17 protein-coding genes are annotated in these 14179 nt (G+C 51.9%); 12 read left to right on the top strand and 5 right to left on the bottom strand.

Annotated features, from left to right (window positions below):
- The first annotated feature begins 320 nt into the window (after positions 1-320).
- From OGY83_RS21330 to csiR, 7 genes are all read left to right on the top strand, one after another.
- Positions 321-665 carry a PapB/FocB family fimbrial expression transcriptional regulator gene (locus OGY83_RS21330; protein WP_044713312.1) on the top strand — a complete coding sequence of 115 codons (345 nt, stop codon included), beginning with the start codon at positions 321-323 and terminating at the stop codon, positions 663-665.
- Positions 666-971: 306 nt separating this feature from the next.
- Positions 972-1949, top strand: a complete 978-nt coding sequence (glaH, locus tag OGY83_RS21325; RefSeq protein ID WP_191234820.1) for a glutarate dioxygenase GlaH — start codon at positions 972-974, stop codon at positions 1947-1949.
- A gap of 17 nt (positions 1950-1966) precedes the next feature.
- On the top strand, positions 1967-3235 hold the full coding sequence (gene lhgD, locus OGY83_RS21320; protein WP_286636855.1) for an L-2-hydroxyglutarate dehydrogenase: 1269 nt from the start codon (positions 1967-1969) through the stop codon (positions 3233-3235).
- Positions 3236-3258: 23 nt separating this feature from the next.
- Positions 3259-4707 carry an NADP-dependent succinate-semialdehyde dehydrogenase gene (gene gabD / locus OGY83_RS21315; protein ID WP_191214054.1) on the top strand — a complete coding sequence of 483 codons (1449 nt, stop codon included), beginning with the start codon at positions 3259-3261 and terminating at the stop codon, positions 4705-4707.
- Positions 4708-4732: 25 nt separating this feature from the next.
- Positions 4733-6016, top strand: coding sequence for a 4-aminobutyrate--2-oxoglutarate transaminase (gabT, locus tag OGY83_RS21310; protein ID WP_123268099.1), 1284 nt, complete (start codon positions 4733-4735; stop codon positions 6014-6016).
- A gap of 147 nt (positions 6017-6163) precedes the next feature.
- Entirely contained in the window at positions 6164-7564 is a 1401-nt protein-coding gene (gabP, locus tag OGY83_RS21305) for a GABA permease (protein ID WP_048225221.1), read from the top strand.
- A gap of 45 nt (positions 7565-7609) precedes the next feature.
- The gene (gene csiR, locus OGY83_RS21300) at positions 7610-8296 is read left to right on the top strand and encodes a DNA-binding transcriptional regulator CsiR (protein WP_123268097.1); all 687 of its coding nucleotides are present in this window, start codon (positions 7610-7612) and stop codon (positions 8294-8296) included.
- Positions 8297-8308: 12 nt separating this feature from the next.
- Here the strand turns inward: csiR and lysM are convergent, their stop codons facing one another.
- Both lysM and OGY83_RS21290 read right to left on the bottom strand, forming a co-directional pair.
- Entirely contained in the window at positions 8309-8758 is a 450-nt protein-coding gene (gene lysM, locus OGY83_RS21295; RefSeq protein WP_003037241.1) for a peptidoglycan-binding protein LysM, read from the bottom strand.
- A gap of 95 nt (positions 8759-8853) precedes the next feature.
- On the bottom strand, positions 8854-9012 hold the full coding sequence (locus tag OGY83_RS21290; protein WP_003037242.1) for a YqaE/Pmp3 family membrane protein: 159 nt from the start codon (positions 9010-9012) through the stop codon (positions 8854-8856).
- Positions 9013-9196: 184 nt separating this feature from the next.
- Between OGY83_RS21290 and OGY83_RS21285 the strand changes: the two genes are divergently transcribed.
- The 3 genes from OGY83_RS21285 (at position 9197) to OGY83_RS21275 (ending at position 10303) form a co-directional block, all read left to right on the top strand.
- Positions 9197-9496 (top strand): ArsR/SmtB family transcription factor, encoded by a 300-nt coding sequence (locus OGY83_RS21285; RefSeq protein WP_003037247.1) that lies wholly within the window; start codon positions 9197-9199, stop codon positions 9494-9496.
- A 9-nt stretch (positions 9497-9505) separates the two neighbouring features.
- Entirely contained in the window at positions 9506-10033 is a 528-nt protein-coding gene (locus OGY83_RS21280; protein WP_286636854.1) for a rhodanese family protein, read from the top strand.
- A gap of 90 nt (positions 10034-10123) precedes the next feature.
- A complete protein-coding gene (locus OGY83_RS21275; RefSeq protein WP_003825999.1) occupies positions 10124-10303 on the top strand; it encodes a GDFGVC terminal motif YodC-like protein in 180 nt (59 codons plus the stop codon).
- Between the two features lie 36 nt (positions 10304-10339).
- Here the strand turns inward: OGY83_RS21275 and stpA are convergent, their stop codons facing one another.
- The gene (gene stpA, locus OGY83_RS21270; protein WP_286636853.1) at positions 10340-10741 is read right to left on the bottom strand and encodes a DNA-binding protein StpA; all 402 of its coding nucleotides are present in this window, start codon (positions 10739-10741) and stop codon (positions 10340-10342) included.
- A 557-nt stretch (positions 10742-11298) separates the two neighbouring features.
- On the opposite strand from stpA, the gene alaE reads away from it, so the two are divergent.
- The gene (gene alaE / locus OGY83_RS21265; RefSeq protein ID WP_003037259.1) at positions 11299-11748 is read left to right on the top strand and encodes an L-alanine exporter AlaE; all 450 of its coding nucleotides are present in this window, start codon (positions 11299-11301) and stop codon (positions 11746-11748) included.
- 36 nt (positions 11749-11784) lie between these two features.
- Here alaE and OGY83_RS21260 read toward each other — a convergent pair whose 3' ends face one another.
- Both OGY83_RS21260 and pdxR read right to left on the bottom strand, forming a co-directional pair.
- The gene (locus tag OGY83_RS21260; protein WP_044699663.1) at positions 11785-12135 is read right to left on the bottom strand and encodes a DUF2002 family protein; all 351 of its coding nucleotides are present in this window, start codon (positions 12133-12135) and stop codon (positions 11785-11787) included.
- A 123-nt stretch (positions 12136-12258) separates the two neighbouring features.
- Positions 12259-13593, bottom strand: coding sequence for a MocR-like pyridoxine biosynthesis transcription factor PdxR (pdxR, locus tag OGY83_RS21255; RefSeq protein WP_286636852.1), 1335 nt, complete (start codon positions 13591-13593; stop codon positions 12259-12261).
- Between the two features lie 90 nt (positions 13594-13683).
- Between pdxR and OGY83_RS21250 the strand changes: the two genes are divergently transcribed.
- Positions 13684-14115, top strand: a complete 432-nt coding sequence (locus tag OGY83_RS21250) for a carboxymuconolactone decarboxylase family protein (RefSeq protein ID WP_003825991.1) — start codon at positions 13684-13686, stop codon at positions 14113-14115.
- Positions 14116-14179 lie beyond the last annotated feature (64 nt).

The following is a 14179-nucleotide window of genomic DNA, read 5'->3' as shown; positions in this document are numbered from 1 at the left end:
GAATAATCCATAACCCAAGTTAAAATGTAACAATATGTTTCATCAACCAAAGAAAAATAGTCACTACCGCAAAATTTCATAAAAGCACCTGAAAACCTACTCTATACATCGCCCTCCAGGATCGATAAACACTTAATCATTCGCTCATGGTTCACAATAATGAACTCGTTATATATATCATTTTTTATATAAATTTATATAAAATTAGATTATTGATTTTTACGGATTTTAGATTAAATTAGAGTTATTACAAATTATTAAATTTTATGATTTTCTATGGCAAAAAATGAACTTTTGAAACCAAAGCCATGGATCCTTTTATGTCACAGCGCCATCCTTCTCAGTCACACTGCCGTCCACGTAGCTATCGTTCTTTGTCAAATGGAAGCCTCAGCGAAGAACATTTCAATGTTTTAATTAAAATCGCTCGCATCAACAGCAGGAATAATATTGCAGCACTAAAAGATTTCCTGGTCGTCGGGAAGAAACGCAAAGATGCCTGCAACGCGAATAAAACTTCATTAAGTTACTTCTCAGTTAAACTGCGTCAGTTACAGAGTATTAGCGACGATATTATTACCATCTACCCCTTCTACGCAGAGTATTCACAGTCGTATTCGGTCTCTGCCAATAGCGCAACTGAGCAATCAAAGCAGTCGCCATAAATCTGAAGAAGAAAAAGACTAATTGGCCACGTGGAACACGTGGCACCACTCAAAAAATTCATTAATTACCAAAAAGTTAGATAGACAAAAACTCTGCTTGTATGATGCCTGATAGCTTGCCTTCCCGCCTCACTCCGTGATATCCACATCGTTTACAATGTTAAAAAATTGTTGTTTTTGATCACAAATAATAAACAAACAAGCTCATTCTGTGCGCGTTTTTCAAAAATGTAGATATTTTTAATTTATGGCTACGAAACGAGCTGCGCCATATCTCCCTGACAATCTACTGAGAGGAACGATTTGATGAACGCACTGACTGCCGTAAAACCGAATGCTGAAGATCCTGCCCAGCACTACAGCGGTTTCACGCTGAAACCATCAGCCCAATCCCCACGCCTGCTGGAGCTGACTTTTTCCGCTGAAACCACTGAGCAATTTCTGCAGGCCGTCGCGCAGTGGCCGGTTCAAGCGCTGGAATACAAATCCTTCTTGCGCTTCAAAGTGGGCAAGATCCTCGACGACCTGTGCGGCAATCAGTTACAGCCCCTGCTGCTGAAAACATTGCTCGATCGTGCCGAAGGCGCACTACTGATCAATGCCGTTGGCGTAGACGACGTGGCGCAGGCGGAAGAGATGGTCAAGCTGGCAACGGCGGTAGCGCATCTAATCGGACGCTCTAATTTTGATGCGATGAGCGGTCAATATTACGCACGTTTTGTGGTGAAAAACGTCGATAACTCAGACAGCTATCTGCGCCAGCCTCACCGAGTAATGGAGTTGCACAACGACGGAACCTACCTCGAAGAAATCACCGATTACGTGCTGATGATGAAGATCGACGAGCAGAACATGACCGGCGGTAACTCGCTGCTGCTACACCTCGACGACTGGGAACATCTGGATCAGTACTTTACCCATCCGCTGGCACGTCGCGCCATGCGTTTTGCCGCTCCGCCAAGCAAAAACGCCAGCCAGGAAGTGTTCCATCCGGTGTTTGACGTTGACCAGCAGGGCCGCCCGGTAATGCGCTACATCGACCAGTTCGTCCAGCCAAAAGACTATGAAGAAGGCGTCTGGCTGAGTGACCTGTCCGATGCGCTGGAAACCAGCAAGAGCATTATTTCCGTTCCGGTTTCAGTGGGTAAATTCCTGCTGATCAACAACCTGTTCTGGCTGCACGGTCGCGATCGTTTCACTTCGCACCCGGACCTGCGCCGCGAACTGATGCGCCAGCGTGGTTATTTTGCGTACGCGACAAACCACTACCAGACCCATCAGTAAGCGCGAAGGAAAAGCGGATGTATGATTTTGTGATTATTGGCGGCGGCATTATCGGCATGTCGACCGCCATGCAACTGATTGATGTCTATCCGGACGCCAAAATCGCGCTACTGGAAAAAGAGTCCGGCCCGGCCTGCCACCAGACGGGCCACAACAGCGGCGTCATTCATGCCGGGGTCTATTACACCCCCGGCAGCCTGAAGGCTCAGTTTTGCCTGGCCGGAAATCGCGCCACAAAAGCCTTTTGCGACCAAAACGGCATCCGCTACGACGTCTGCGGAAAAATGCTGGTTGCCACCTCCCCACTGGAAATGGAGCGCATGCGCGCGCTTTGGGATCGCACCGCCGCTAACGGTCTGGAGCGCGAATGGCTGAATTCGCAGGAGCTTCGCGAGCGTGAACCCAATATCACCGGACTGGGCGGCATTTTTGTCCCGTCGAGCGGGATCGTCAGCTACCGCGAAGTCACCGCCGCGATGGCGAAAATTTTCCAGGCCAAAGGCGGTGAGATTATTTACAACGCCGAGGTCAGCGCGCTGAAAGAGCATGCCGCGGGCGTGATTGTCCATACCCGTCAGGGCCAGGAATATGAAGGTGCGACGCTGATTAGTTGTTCTGGCCTGATGGCGGACCGACTGGTGAAAATGCTCGGCGTTGAACCTGGCTTTATCATTTGCCCGTTCCGTGGCGAATATTTCCGCCTGGCGCCAGAACATAACCAGATAGTCAACCATCTGATCTACCCCATCCCCGATCCGGCGATGCCGTTTCTCGGCGTTCATCTGACCCGGATGATTGACGGCAGCGTCACCGTAGGTCCCAACGCAGTACTGGCATTTAAACGCGAAGGTTACCGTAAGCGTGACTTCTCGCTCAGCGATACGCTGGAGATCCTCGGCTCTTCGGGTATTCGCCGCGTGCTGCAAAACAACCTGCGCTCAGGGCTTGGCGAAATGAAGAATTCGCTGTGCAAAAGCGGTTATCTGCGGCTGGTACAAAAGTACTGTCCGAGCCTGACGCTTAAGGATCTGCAACCGTGGCCTGCGGGCGTGCGGGCACAGGCGGTGTCACCTGATGGCAAGCTTATCGACGATTTTCTGTTTGTCACCACGCCACGCTCAATTCACACCTGTAACGCTCCTTCTCCGGCGGCAACGTCGGCAATCCCTATCGGCGCACATATTGTCAGCAAAGTTCATGCGCTGCTGGAGAACCAGAGTAATCCCGGACGCACGCTGCGTGCGGCACGTAGCGTGGAGACATTACACGCCGCATTTACCCGTTAAACCGATTAAGACAGGAAGCAATCATGCAACTTAACGATCCAACCTTATTTCGCCAGCAGGCACTGATCGACGGCAACTGGCGTGACGCCAACAGCGGCGAGACCATCGAGGTGACCAATCCCGCCAACGGTCAGAAATTGGGTAGCGTACCTAAAATGGGGGCAGATGAAACCCGCGAAGCGATTAACGCCGCTAACCGCGCTCTGCCGGCCTGGCGTGCGCTGACTGCCAAAGAGCGAGCCAATATCCTGCGCCGCTGGTTCAACCTGATGATTGAGCATCAGGACGATCTCGCCCGCCTGATGACCCTGGAACAGGGTAAACCGCTGGCGGAGGCCAAAGGCGAAATCACCTATGCCGCGTCATTTATTGAGTGGTTTGCCGAAGAGGGCAAACGCATCTATGGCGATACCATCCCTGGCCATCAGGCCGATAAGCGTCTGATCGTCATTAAGCAGCCGATCGGCGTTACTGCCGCGATTACGCCGTGGAACTTCCCGGCGGCGATGATCACCCGCAAAGCCGGTCCGGCGCTGGCAGCGGGCTGTACGATGGTGCTTAAACCCGCCAGCCAGACTCCCTACTCCGCACTGGCGCTGGCTGAACTGGCTAATCGCGCCGGGATCCCGGCTGGCGTTTTCAGCGTGGTGACCGGTTCTGCGAGCGCGGTTGGTAACGAGCTGACCGGCAACCCGCTGGTGCGCAAGCTGTCATTTACCGGCTCAACCGAAATTGGCCGTCAGTTAATGCAGCAGTGCGCCAAAGACATCAAAAAGGTATCGCTGGAGCTGGGCGGCAATGCGCCGTTTATCGTCTTTGACGATGCCGATCTCGATAAAGCCGTGGAAGGTGCGCTGGCATCGAAGTTCCGTAACGCCGGGCAAACCTGCGTCTGCGCCAATCGCCTGTACGTGCAGGACGGCGTGTATGAGCGTTTTGCCGAAAAACTCCAGCAGGCGGTGAGCAAGCTGCATCTCGGCGATGGTCTGCAACCTGACGTCACCACCGGACCGCTGATCGACGAGAAAGCGGTTGCCAAAGTGCAGGAACACATCGCCGATGCCCTTGATAAAGGCGCACGCATTATCGCGGGCGGTAAACCTCACGCGCTCGGCGGTAACTTCTTCCAACCCACCATTCTGGTGGATGTGCCAGATAACGCGAAGGTCGCCAAAGAAGAAACGTTCGGCCCGCTGGCTCCGCTGTTTCGTTTTAAAGACGAAGCTGACGTCATCGCTCAGGCCAACGACACCGAGTTTGGTCTGGCCGCCTATTTCTACGCCCGTGATTTGAGCCGCGTCTTCCGCGTTGGCGAAGCGCTGGAATACGGCATCGTCGGGATTAACACCGGCATTATCTCCAACGAAGTCGCCCCGTTTGGTGGAATCAAAGCCTCCGGTCTTGGTCGTGAAGGATCGAAATACGGCATCGAAGACTACTTAGAAATCAAATATATGTGCATCGGCCTTTAATAAAATAAATACTGGAGAATACCTGATGAGCACCAACAAAGAACTAATGCAACGTCGTAGCAACGCCGTTCCCCGTGGCGTAGGACAGATCCACCCTATTTTTGCCGAGCGGGCAGAAAACTGTCGGGTTTGGGACGTTGAAGGCCGTGAATTCCTCGACTTTGCTGGCGGTATTGCGGTGCTGAACACCGGTCACCTGCATCCGCAGATCGTCTCTGCGGTAGAAGCGCAGTTGAAAAAGCTGTCTCATACCTGTTTCCAGGTGCTGGCCTATGAGCCGTACCTGGAGCTGTGCGAAATCATGAATAAGAAAGTGCCGGGTGATTTTGCCAAGAAAACCCTGCTGGTGACGACCGGTTCTGAAGCGGTGGAAAACGCGGTGAAAATCGCCCGCGCCGCCACCAAACGCACCGGTACGATCGCCTTCAGTGGTGCTTACCACGGCCGTACCCACTACACCTTGTCACTGACCGGGAAAGTTAACCCATACTCTGCCGGAATGGGGCTGATGCCGGGCCACGTGTATCGCGCGCTTTATCCTTGCCCGCTGCACGGCATCAGTGACGACGATGCTATCGCCAGCATTCACCGCATTTTCAAAAACGATGCCGCGCCAGAAGACGTCGCCGCTATCGTGATTGAACCCGTTCAGGGCGAAGGCGGCTTTTACGCGGCCTCTCCTTCCTTTATGCAACGGCTGCGCGCCATTTGTGACGAACACGGGATCATGCTGATTGCGGATGAAGTACAGAGCGGTGCGGGCCGCACCGGTACGCTGTTTGCCATGGAGCAGATGGGCGTTGCGCCCGATCTCACCACCTTCGCCAAATCCATCGCCGGAGGCTTCCCGCTGGCAGGCGTGACCGGACGCGCCGAAGTCATGGACGCAATCCCACCGGGTGGTCTGGGCGGTACCTATGCCGGTAACCCAATTGCCTGTGCCGCCGCGCTGGCAGTACTGAACATTTTCGAACAGGAAAATCTGCTGCAAAAAGCCAACGAGCTGGGACAAACCCTGCGCGAAGGCCTGCTGGCTATCGCGGAAACTCATCGCGAGATTGGCGACGTACGCGGGCTGGGCGCGATGATTGCTATCGAACTGTTTGAAAACGGCGACCACACGAAGCCAGACGCCAAACTGACTGCGGAAGTGGTGGCGCGTGCACGCGATAAAGGACTGATCCTGCTCTCCTGCGGACCTTACTACAACGTGCTGCGCATTCTTGTCCCGCTGACCATTGAAGATGCGCAAATCCGCCAGGGGCTGGACATTATCGCCCAGTGTTTTGCCGAGGCAAAACAGGGTTAAACCCCCGAATAAAAACGGGAAATTGTAGGCCGGATAAAGCGCAAGCGCTGCCATCCGGCAATGTTGTGATGCCCGGTGGCGCTACGCTTACCGGGCCTACGGGTAAGGTGCAGGAAGCGACGTCAATAACAATAACGAGGTTTAAAGATGGGGCAAGTGTCACAATCACATGATTTAGGGGGCGGGCTGAAATCACGCCACGTCACCATGCTGTCTATTGCCGGGGTAATCGGCGCAAGTTTGTTCGTCGGTTCAAGCGTGGCGATTGCAGAAGCCGGTCCCGCAGTATTATTAGCCTATCTGTTCGCCGGATTGCTGGTGGTGATGATTATGCGCATGCTGGCCGAAATGGCCGTTGCCACCCCGGATACCGGTTCCTTTTCCACCTACGCCGATAAGGCCATCGGGCCGTGGGCGGGTTATACCATCGGCTGGCTGTACTGGTGGTTCTGGGTGTTAGTTATCCCTCTGGAAGCGAATATCGCCGCCATCATTTTGCACTCCTGGGTTCCGGGTATTCCTATCTGGCTGTTTTCTCTGGTTATCACGCTGGCGTTAACCGGCAGTAATTTGCTGAGCGTCAAAAATTACGGTGAGTTCGAGTTCTGGCTGGCGCTGTGCAAAGTGATTGCCATTCTGGCGTTTATTACCCTCGGTGCGGCGGCGATTAGCGGTTTCTATCCTTATGCCGAGGTTAGCGGAGTTTCACGCCTGTGGGATCAGGGTGGCTTTATGCCCAACGGTTTTGGCGCCGTGATCAGCGCGATGTTAATCACCATGTTCTCCTTTATGGGTGCGGAGATAGTTACCATCGCCGCCGCCGAATCCGATACCCCGGATAAACATATCGTTCGCGCCACCAACTCGGTTATCTGGCGTATCTCTATCTTCTATCTGTGCTCTATTTTTGTGGTGGTGGCGCTGATCCCGTGGAACATGCCGGGACTGAAAGAAGTGGGTTCTTACCGCTCGGTACTGGAGCTACTGCATATCCCGCACGCGAAATTGATCATGGACTGCGTCATTTTGCTTTCGGTGACCAGCTGTCTTAACTCCGCGCTGTATACATCCTCGCGCATGCTCTACTCCCTGAGCCGCCGTGGCGATGCCCCCGCCTTTATGGGTAAAACGAACCGCAGCAAAACGCCTTATGTGGCGGTGCTACTGTCGACAGGTGCCGCGTTCCTCACCGTCATCGTCAACTATTACGCCCCGGCCAAAGTGTTTAAATTCCTGATCGACAGTTCCGGTGCCATCGCGCTGCTGGTCTATCTGGTCATTGCCGTTTCTCAACTGCGGATGCGCAAAATCCTGCTGGCGCGAGGTGGTGAAATTAAACTGAAAATGTGGCTCTATCCGTGGCTTACCTGGCTGGTCATCGCGTTTATTATCTTTGTGCTGGTGGTCATGCTGTTTCGCCCAGCCCAACAGCTGGAAGTTATCTCTACCGGGTTGTTAGCCATAGGAATTATTTGCACCGTGCCCATTATGTCACGCTGGAAAAAACTGCTATCGTGGCAAAAAGCACCATTGCAAAATACGCATTAAACCTGTTCCCGGCGCAGGCCGGGAAATCCTTTCAGGAGTATGACCATGACCGCCATTCCCCAACCGACGGCCATTGATGGATACCGCTGGCTGAAGAACGACATCATCCGCGGTGTGTATCAGCCTGATGAAAAACTGCGTATGAGCCTGCTGACCTCACGCTATGAGCTTGGCGTGGGACCGCTACGCGAAGCGCTTTCGCAGTTAGTTGCCGAGCGGCTGGTGACGGTGGTTAATCAGAAAGGGTATCGTGTCGCCCCGATGTCAGAACAGGAGTTGCTCGATATTTTCGATGCCCGCGCCAATATGGAAGCCATGCTGGTCGCGCTGGCCATTGAACGCGGCGACGACGCCTGGGAAGCTGAAATTCTGGCGCGCGCGCATATGCTCAGTAAGCTTGAAGCCATTGACGCCAGCGAACAGATGCTCGACGAGTGGGATCAGCGCCATCAGGCGTTTCACTCGGCGATTGTCGCCGGCTGTGGTTCACAATATCTGCTGCAAATGCGTGAACGGCTGTTCTCTCTGGCGGCGCGCTACCGGTTTATCTGGCTGCGTAAAACGGTGCTGTCGGTTGAAATGCTGGAAGACAAACACGATCAGCACAAGACGCTAACCGAAGCGATTCTGGCACGTGATGCCGCGCGCGCCAGCGAATTAATGCGCCAGCACTTGCTGACGCCGATTCCGATTATTCAACAGGCTATGTCCGGCAAATTGCTGGCGCAATAAGCCTGAATCACATTACTGTTCCGGAATACGTAATACCTGCCCTGGATAGATTTTATCCGGGCTTTTCAGCATTGGTTTGTTCGCTTCAAATATCTGGTTATACAGGTTGGCATTACCGTAAACCTGTTTAGCAATAGCGCTCAGTGTATCCCCTGATTTCACGGTATAAAACTGGCTTTCGCTCGCGGGCGCAGAGGTTTTAACCTGATCATCTACGCTGGCAATACCGGAGATATTACCAATCGCGATCAGAATTTTTTCTTTCGCCTCCTGACTTAATCCATCGCCAGAAACAGTGGCTTTGCCTTCGTTAATTTGCACATCCACTTTATCCGCATCAGGGATGCCGGTTTTGTTCAGGTGTTCCTGCACTTTTTTTGCCAGATCGGCTGTGTCATGGTTTCCAGTTACCGCATCCCACAGTTTTTCACCCGCATCTTTTACAAAATTAAAGAGTCCCATATCCACCTCGGTAATTAACAATCAACACCCAAAAGTGTAGCAGAGGAGAAAGGGGCACAAAGAAAACGGCGCCAAAGCGCCGTAGTAGAAAGGAATTAGTTACGCGTCTGTATCCAGAAGGCATGGATCAGACCTGGGATGTAGCCCAGCAGCGTCAGAACGATATTGAGGATAAATGCCCAGCCGAACCCCTTCCCCAGCAGTACGCCAAGCGGGGGCAGAATAATAGTAAAAACGATTCTCCAGAAACCCATACACACTCCCTACAAGCAAAAAATTAATCATTGTTTAAAAAGAGATTTTATCTCTAAGAGTAGCCATTCTACCCAACTCTGCCAGCATTCCGCGGCTGTTTTACCCTCCTTTACGCTCTTTACGCTGGCGTACATTGGTTGTTTATTTTAGAATATGCTTAATTTAGATTATGCTTAAATACATATGACTGAACTTGAACAACTCCAGGCCAGCGCTGAACAGGCTGCCGCCCTGCTAAAAGCGATGAGTAACCCAAAACGGTTGCTGATTTTGTGCATGCTCTGCGGTTCGCCCGGTACCAGCGCGGGCGAATTAGCCCGTGTTACCGGTCTTAGCCCTTCCGCCACTTCCCAGCATCTGGCGCGTATGCGTGAAGAAGGTCTGATAGAAAGCCAGCGCGATGCCCAGCGCATCCTCTACTCCATTAAAAATGCGGCCGTGAATTCACTGATCGCCACATTAAAAACACTGTATTGCCCATAAGGAGCCATCATGACTATTGGGACTATTTCCCCGCGCGAGGCGCAGACACTGGTCGCGCAGGGTGCAAAACTGATTGATATCCGCGATGCTGACGAGTATCTACACGAGCATATTCCTGAGGCACATCTGGCGCCGTTACCTACCCTTGAGCAGGGATCGCTGCCTGCGAATTTACGCGCAGAGCAGGTGATTTTTCACTGCCAGTCAGGCAAACGTACTCAAAATGCGGCAACAAAACTGAGTGCCATTGCCGCGCCCGCGCAGGTCTGGTTGCTGGAAGGTGGAATTGAGGGCTGGAAAGCCGCTGGTTTGCCGGTGGCAAAAGACAGTTCACAACCGTTACCGCTGATGCGTCAGGTACAGATAGCCGCAGGCAGCCTTGCCCTACTCGGCGTCATTCTGGGCTATAGCGTTAGCAGCGCCTTCTTCCTGGTGAGCGGTTTTGTCGGCGCCGGGCTGATTCTCGCTGGCGTGACCGGCTTTTGCGGCATGGCACGATTGCTGGACAAAATGCCCTGGAACCGACGTACTCATTAAGCGGTAATCATTGAAACAGCACTGTACCCGCCGGTTGACGTGATCTATGGTGAGTTCTGCGATAAATGATAAATAAAGGAGCGCAACAATATGTTTAAACCTGGCGATCTGGTTCAACCGCGTATGGGCGGTCCAAAACTGAAGGTTGTTGAAGTCAATGACGATCAAATTGTGGCGGTACAAGCCAGTAATGAAAGCGGTGATAAATTCACGCTGAAAGCAGCTGATGTCACGCGATATACCGAAGAAGGTGATTTCGGCGTTTGCTGAAAATAAGCGGTGAGGGTCTCCTCACCGCCTTCGTAATTAGATCAAAAAGTCATCAAGAGATTTACCGGCAGCCAGCGCCTGGGCAATTGGCTTCGGTGTGCGACCTTGTCCGGTCCATGTTTTCGTTTCACCATTGAGATCGATAAAACGATATTTCGCCGGGCGCGGTTGGCGTTTTTTAACTGAACGTGCCGTAACCGGTGTTATGCTCAGCAGCTCCTCCGGGCTGATCCCGTCTGCCTGCATCTGCGCCAGCAAGGCATTAATTTTTGCCTGCTGTTCTGCACGTTGGCGCTGTAGCTGTTCTTCTTCATCGCGCCGTTCTTTGGTCACAACCCTGAATTTTTCAAGCATATCGTCCAGTACATCAACGGAAAATTCACGAGCCATTGCACGCAGCGAGCGGATATTATTTAAGTTTTTTAACATTGAACTCATATTAACAAAACCTCTTTAACGTAAAACATAAAAACGGTATTACGCTAAATATTGTATGCAACTGATTATTATATTTCCAGTCTAATTTATTCTTTTATCATTAAACAAATAGCCAACTCTGATATTTATAGCATCCATTCTGCTATCGCCCAGACAATATATTCTATTACCCTGATTGCAGCTTTGAATATACCTGCAAGGTATCTCAGTGCGTCACTTTAGAAACAGGCCACAGCATCGCGTGGAACCAACGAGTATACATATTGCACATCAGTCAACATTCAGAAAAGGAGCGCAAAAAATTCAGAAAAACAAGCAACAATAACTCTTTGATCTAAAAAGATTTTAGTCAACACAGCAACGAAAACACCAAAACGAACAAAAAACAAACCACTACAGAGCATTTTATCGACAAAAAGACAATAAATAAAAATCTTAAGCTAGTTGCTAGTTATTATCCAGGCATATATCCTATTAAAACGCGAAAGCAGCAAGACAAATCACTAGTAGTTAAGGTATTCAAAACCTTTTTTCCCCTTTTTACAAGGAGCATTAACATGTTCTCTCCGCAGTCACGCTTGCGTCATGCAGTAGCAGACACGTTCGCGATGGTTGTTTATTGTTCTGTCGTGAACATGTTGATCGAAATATTCCTTTCTGGAATGAGCTTCGAACAGTCGCTGTATTCCAGATTAGTCGCTATCCCTGTCAACATACTGATCGCGTGGCCATACGGCATGTACCGTGATTTGTTCATGCGCGCGGCGCGGAAAGCCACACAGGCAGGATGGGCAAAAAATCTGGCGGATGTGCTGGCTTATGTTACCTTCCAGTCGCCGGTGTATGTGATTATTCTGCTAACGGTTGGTGCGGACTGGCATCAGATTACGGCTGCAGTAAGTTCGAACATCGTGGTATCAATGCTGATGGGCGCTGTCTATGGCTACTTTCTTGATTATTGCCGCCGCTTGTTTAAGGTCAGCAGCTATCACCAGGCTAAAGCCTGACACACTTCTTCGCGACTGGCACTGCCAGTCGCGTTATTAGTTAGAATTAACGTCGCCAAACAACCCGCTCAGATAACGCTCAAGCGCAATACGCGAACTAAAGCCGTGCGGAATACCATAATGCTCATGAGTATCTCCGGCTAAATACAGCGGGAATTGCTGGTAATGATCGCAGGTTTTAATATCCGTCGCGGGTTCCGCCAGCGAAGAACTGCGCTCTTTTAGCGTGGGATGGATAATTAATGCGGTACGTCCCATGCGTGCTTCACGGTTAACGTACACATAATTTTCGCCACGACGATAGCCGTACGTTTTCTGCGTCACTACATCAACGGTAAAGCCCACTTTTTCAAGTACGCGCGCCACCTCATCAGGTCGTAAATACATATTATTTTCCTCGTTATCTTTTACTGCGGGCTTACCTTACCTGATTCAGCATTAGCAACGCTTTCAGAAAAGTCCATAAACGAGTGAACACGATGAGACAAATATCTTAAGAACCGTACAGATTTATGTCAGCGCCAACCGCAGTTGATACGCCGCCTGTTGCGCCATTTCCGCCGAGCTGATATTGGTAAATGACAGCAATATTCCCCCCTTTCCTGCTGAAGTCATTCGCCAGCGGCTTAACGCCTGAACCGCCAGCCCAGCCTGATTCGCTTTGCGCACTAGCGCAATATCATCTCCGTCGACACTCATCACCAGTTGAATCCCACCTTCCTGAGGAATAACGCTAAATCCTTGTTCGGTCAGAGCATTTTCCATCCATTGACGTCGCAGAGCATAATGCTGGCGCATACGTTTTAAGTGCCGCCAGAAGTGGCCATCCTGCATAAAATCTGCCAGCGTTTGCTGCCATAAAACCGGAACGCTACAGGCCGTTAGCGCCGCCTGCTGACGAAAATATTCGACCTGAGTCGGAGGCACCACCAGCCACGCCGTGCGCAAAGCCGGAAACATCGATTTGCTGAACGTTCCGGCATAAATCACCCGCTGGGGCGCATCCAGACTTTTTAGCGGCGGCAGCGGCTTACCGTGGTAACGAAATTCACTGTCATAGTCATCTTCGATTACCCACGCCTGCGCGCGAGTCGCCCACTCCAGCAACTGGTGGCGACGGTCCAAAGACAGTGCTACCCCCAGTGGGCTTTGATGTGCGGGAGTGAGCAGTACAAAACGCGCCTGCGGGTAGTCGCGGATCCCGGTGCTGACATCCAGACCATCGGCATCCACCGCTACCGGCATCAACTCAATGCGTTCCTGAGCCACCACGGGCCGGATCAGCGGAAAACCGGGATCTTCGACCCACATTCCCTCACCGGGATGCGCCAGAGCGCGCAGGATTAACGTCATTGATGCCGCATAGCCTGAAGTGATAAAAATCTGCTCTGGCTGGCATTCAATGCTGCGTGAAACGCGCAGGTAATCAACAATTGCCTGGCGTAACACCCGTTCGCCACACACATCACCTACCGCCAGATCAAAACGCGTTTGGGTGCGTAAACGCCGTCCCATCACCCGCGCCCAGACTTCGCGCGGAAAAAGATCGAGTGCGGGTAATCCCATCTGAAAAGGTTGTGGTCTGGGATTTTCTCCGGCGAAGATGGCAGGAGATGCAGGCGCCCTTTCTGGTCGCAGTTGCTCACTGACAAACGTTCCTGCCTGTCCACGCCGCGCGAGCCAGCCCTGCGCCACCAGCTCTGCATAGGCATTTTCCACCGTCGAGCGTGATACTCCCAGCTCCTGGGCCCAGGTCCGACTGGAGGGCAATCTGGTACCGGGCTTGAGTTCGCCTTTCTCAATTGCGTTTTTTAACTGACGAGCGATTTGCTGATAGCGCGGCATTTATGGTCTGCTTTTTTGATAACAATATGGCTCTCTGTTGCAGTCCATTATAGTGCTACATTGCGGGTCATCCAAACGAGGAGAAATACCATGACAATGTTACGCCAGCCCTATTACGAACTCAGTCCTGAAATCTATAACGCTCTGGTTCAGGCAAGCCAAGCGCTGGAAAACTGCGCGCTGGAACCTACGTTGACGGAACTGATTTACCTGCGGGTCTCGCAAATCAACGGCTGCGCCTTTTGTCTGGAAATGCACAGTAAAGCACTGCGAAAATCAGGTGTTGCGCAGGCCAAACTGGATGCACTGGCAGGCTGGCGAGTGAGTCACCATTTCAGCGAGCAGGAACGTGCAGCGCTGGCGTGGGCCGAATCGGTCACCCAAATTGCCACTACTCACGCCGAAGATGACGTTTATCTGCCGCTGCTCGACCATTTCAGCGCGAAAGAGATTAGCGACCTGACATTTGCCATTAGCCTGATGAACTGCTTCAACCGCCTGGCGGTGGGGATGCGCATGTGATTCTGCGCTGCCGGATGGCGGCATAAATGCCTTATCCGGCCTACGTTGTGCTCTCCTGTTGCCC

It is taken from the genome of Citrobacter sp. Cpo090, from assembly GCF_030332665.1.
Taxonomy (GTDB): Bacteria; Pseudomonadota; Gammaproteobacteria; order Enterobacterales; family Enterobacteriaceae; genus Citrobacter; species Citrobacter portucalensis.
The sequence above is the reverse complement of the archived record's forward strand: the minus strand, read 5'-3'. Positions and strand labels throughout refer to the sequence as shown.

Excerpts from the sequence above, each read along its gene's own strand:
- glaH (WP_191234820.1), top strand. The coding sequence starts at position 972 with ATGAACGCACTGACTGCCGTAAAACCGAATGCTGAAGATCCTGCCCAG.
- OGY83_RS21285 (WP_003037247.1), top strand. The coding sequence starts at position 9,197 with ATGACTGAACTTGAACAACTCCAGGCCAGCGCTGAACAGGCTGCCGCC.
- lysM (WP_003037241.1), bottom strand. The coding sequence starts at position 8,758 with ATGGGACTCTTTAATTTTGTAAAAGATGCGGGTGAAAAACTGTGGGAT.
- stpA (WP_286636853.1), bottom strand. The coding sequence starts at position 10,741 with ATGAGTTCAATGTTAAAAAACTTAAATAATATCCGCTCGCTGCGTGCA.
- OGY83_RS21280 (WP_286636854.1), top strand. The coding sequence starts at position 9,506 with ATGACTATTGGGACTATTTCCCCGCGCGAGGCGCAGACACTGGTCGCG.
- OGY83_RS21290 (WP_003037242.1), bottom strand. The coding sequence starts at position 9,012 with ATGGGTTTCTGGAGAATCGTTTTTACTATTATTCTGCCCCCGCTTGGC.
- OGY83_RS21260 (WP_044699663.1), bottom strand. The coding sequence starts at position 12,135 with ATGTATTTACGACCTGATGAGGTGGCGCGCGTACTTGAAAAAGTGGGC.
- alaE (WP_003037259.1), top strand. The coding sequence starts at position 11,299 with ATGTTCTCTCCGCAGTCACGCTTGCGTCATGCAGTAGCAGACACGTTC.
- OGY83_RS21250 (WP_003825991.1), top strand. The coding sequence starts at position 13,684 with ATGACAATGTTACGCCAGCCCTATTACGAACTCAGTCCTGAAATCTAT.
- gabP (WP_048225221.1), top strand. The coding sequence starts at position 6,164 with ATGGGGCAAGTGTCACAATCACATGATTTAGGGGGCGGGCTGAAATCA.
- OGY83_RS21330 (WP_044713312.1), top strand. The coding sequence starts at position 321 with ATGTCACAGCGCCATCCTTCTCAGTCACACTGCCGTCCACGTAGCTAT.
- gabD (WP_191214054.1), top strand. The coding sequence starts at position 3,259 with ATGCAACTTAACGATCCAACCTTATTTCGCCAGCAGGCACTGATCGAC.
- csiR (WP_123268097.1), top strand. The coding sequence starts at position 7,610 with ATGACCGCCATTCCCCAACCGACGGCCATTGATGGATACCGCTGGCTG.
- gabT (WP_123268099.1), top strand. The coding sequence starts at position 4,733 with ATGAGCACCAACAAAGAACTAATGCAACGTCGTAGCAACGCCGTTCCC.
- lhgD (WP_286636855.1), top strand. The coding sequence starts at position 1,967 with ATGTATGATTTTGTGATTATTGGCGGCGGCATTATCGGCATGTCGACC.
- OGY83_RS21275 (WP_003825999.1), top strand. The coding sequence starts at position 10,124 with ATGTTTAAACCTGGCGATCTGGTTCAACCGCGTATGGGCGGTCCAAAA.
- pdxR (WP_286636852.1), bottom strand. The coding sequence starts at position 13,593 with ATGCCGCGCTATCAGCAAATCGCTCGTCAGTTAAAAAACGCAATTGAG.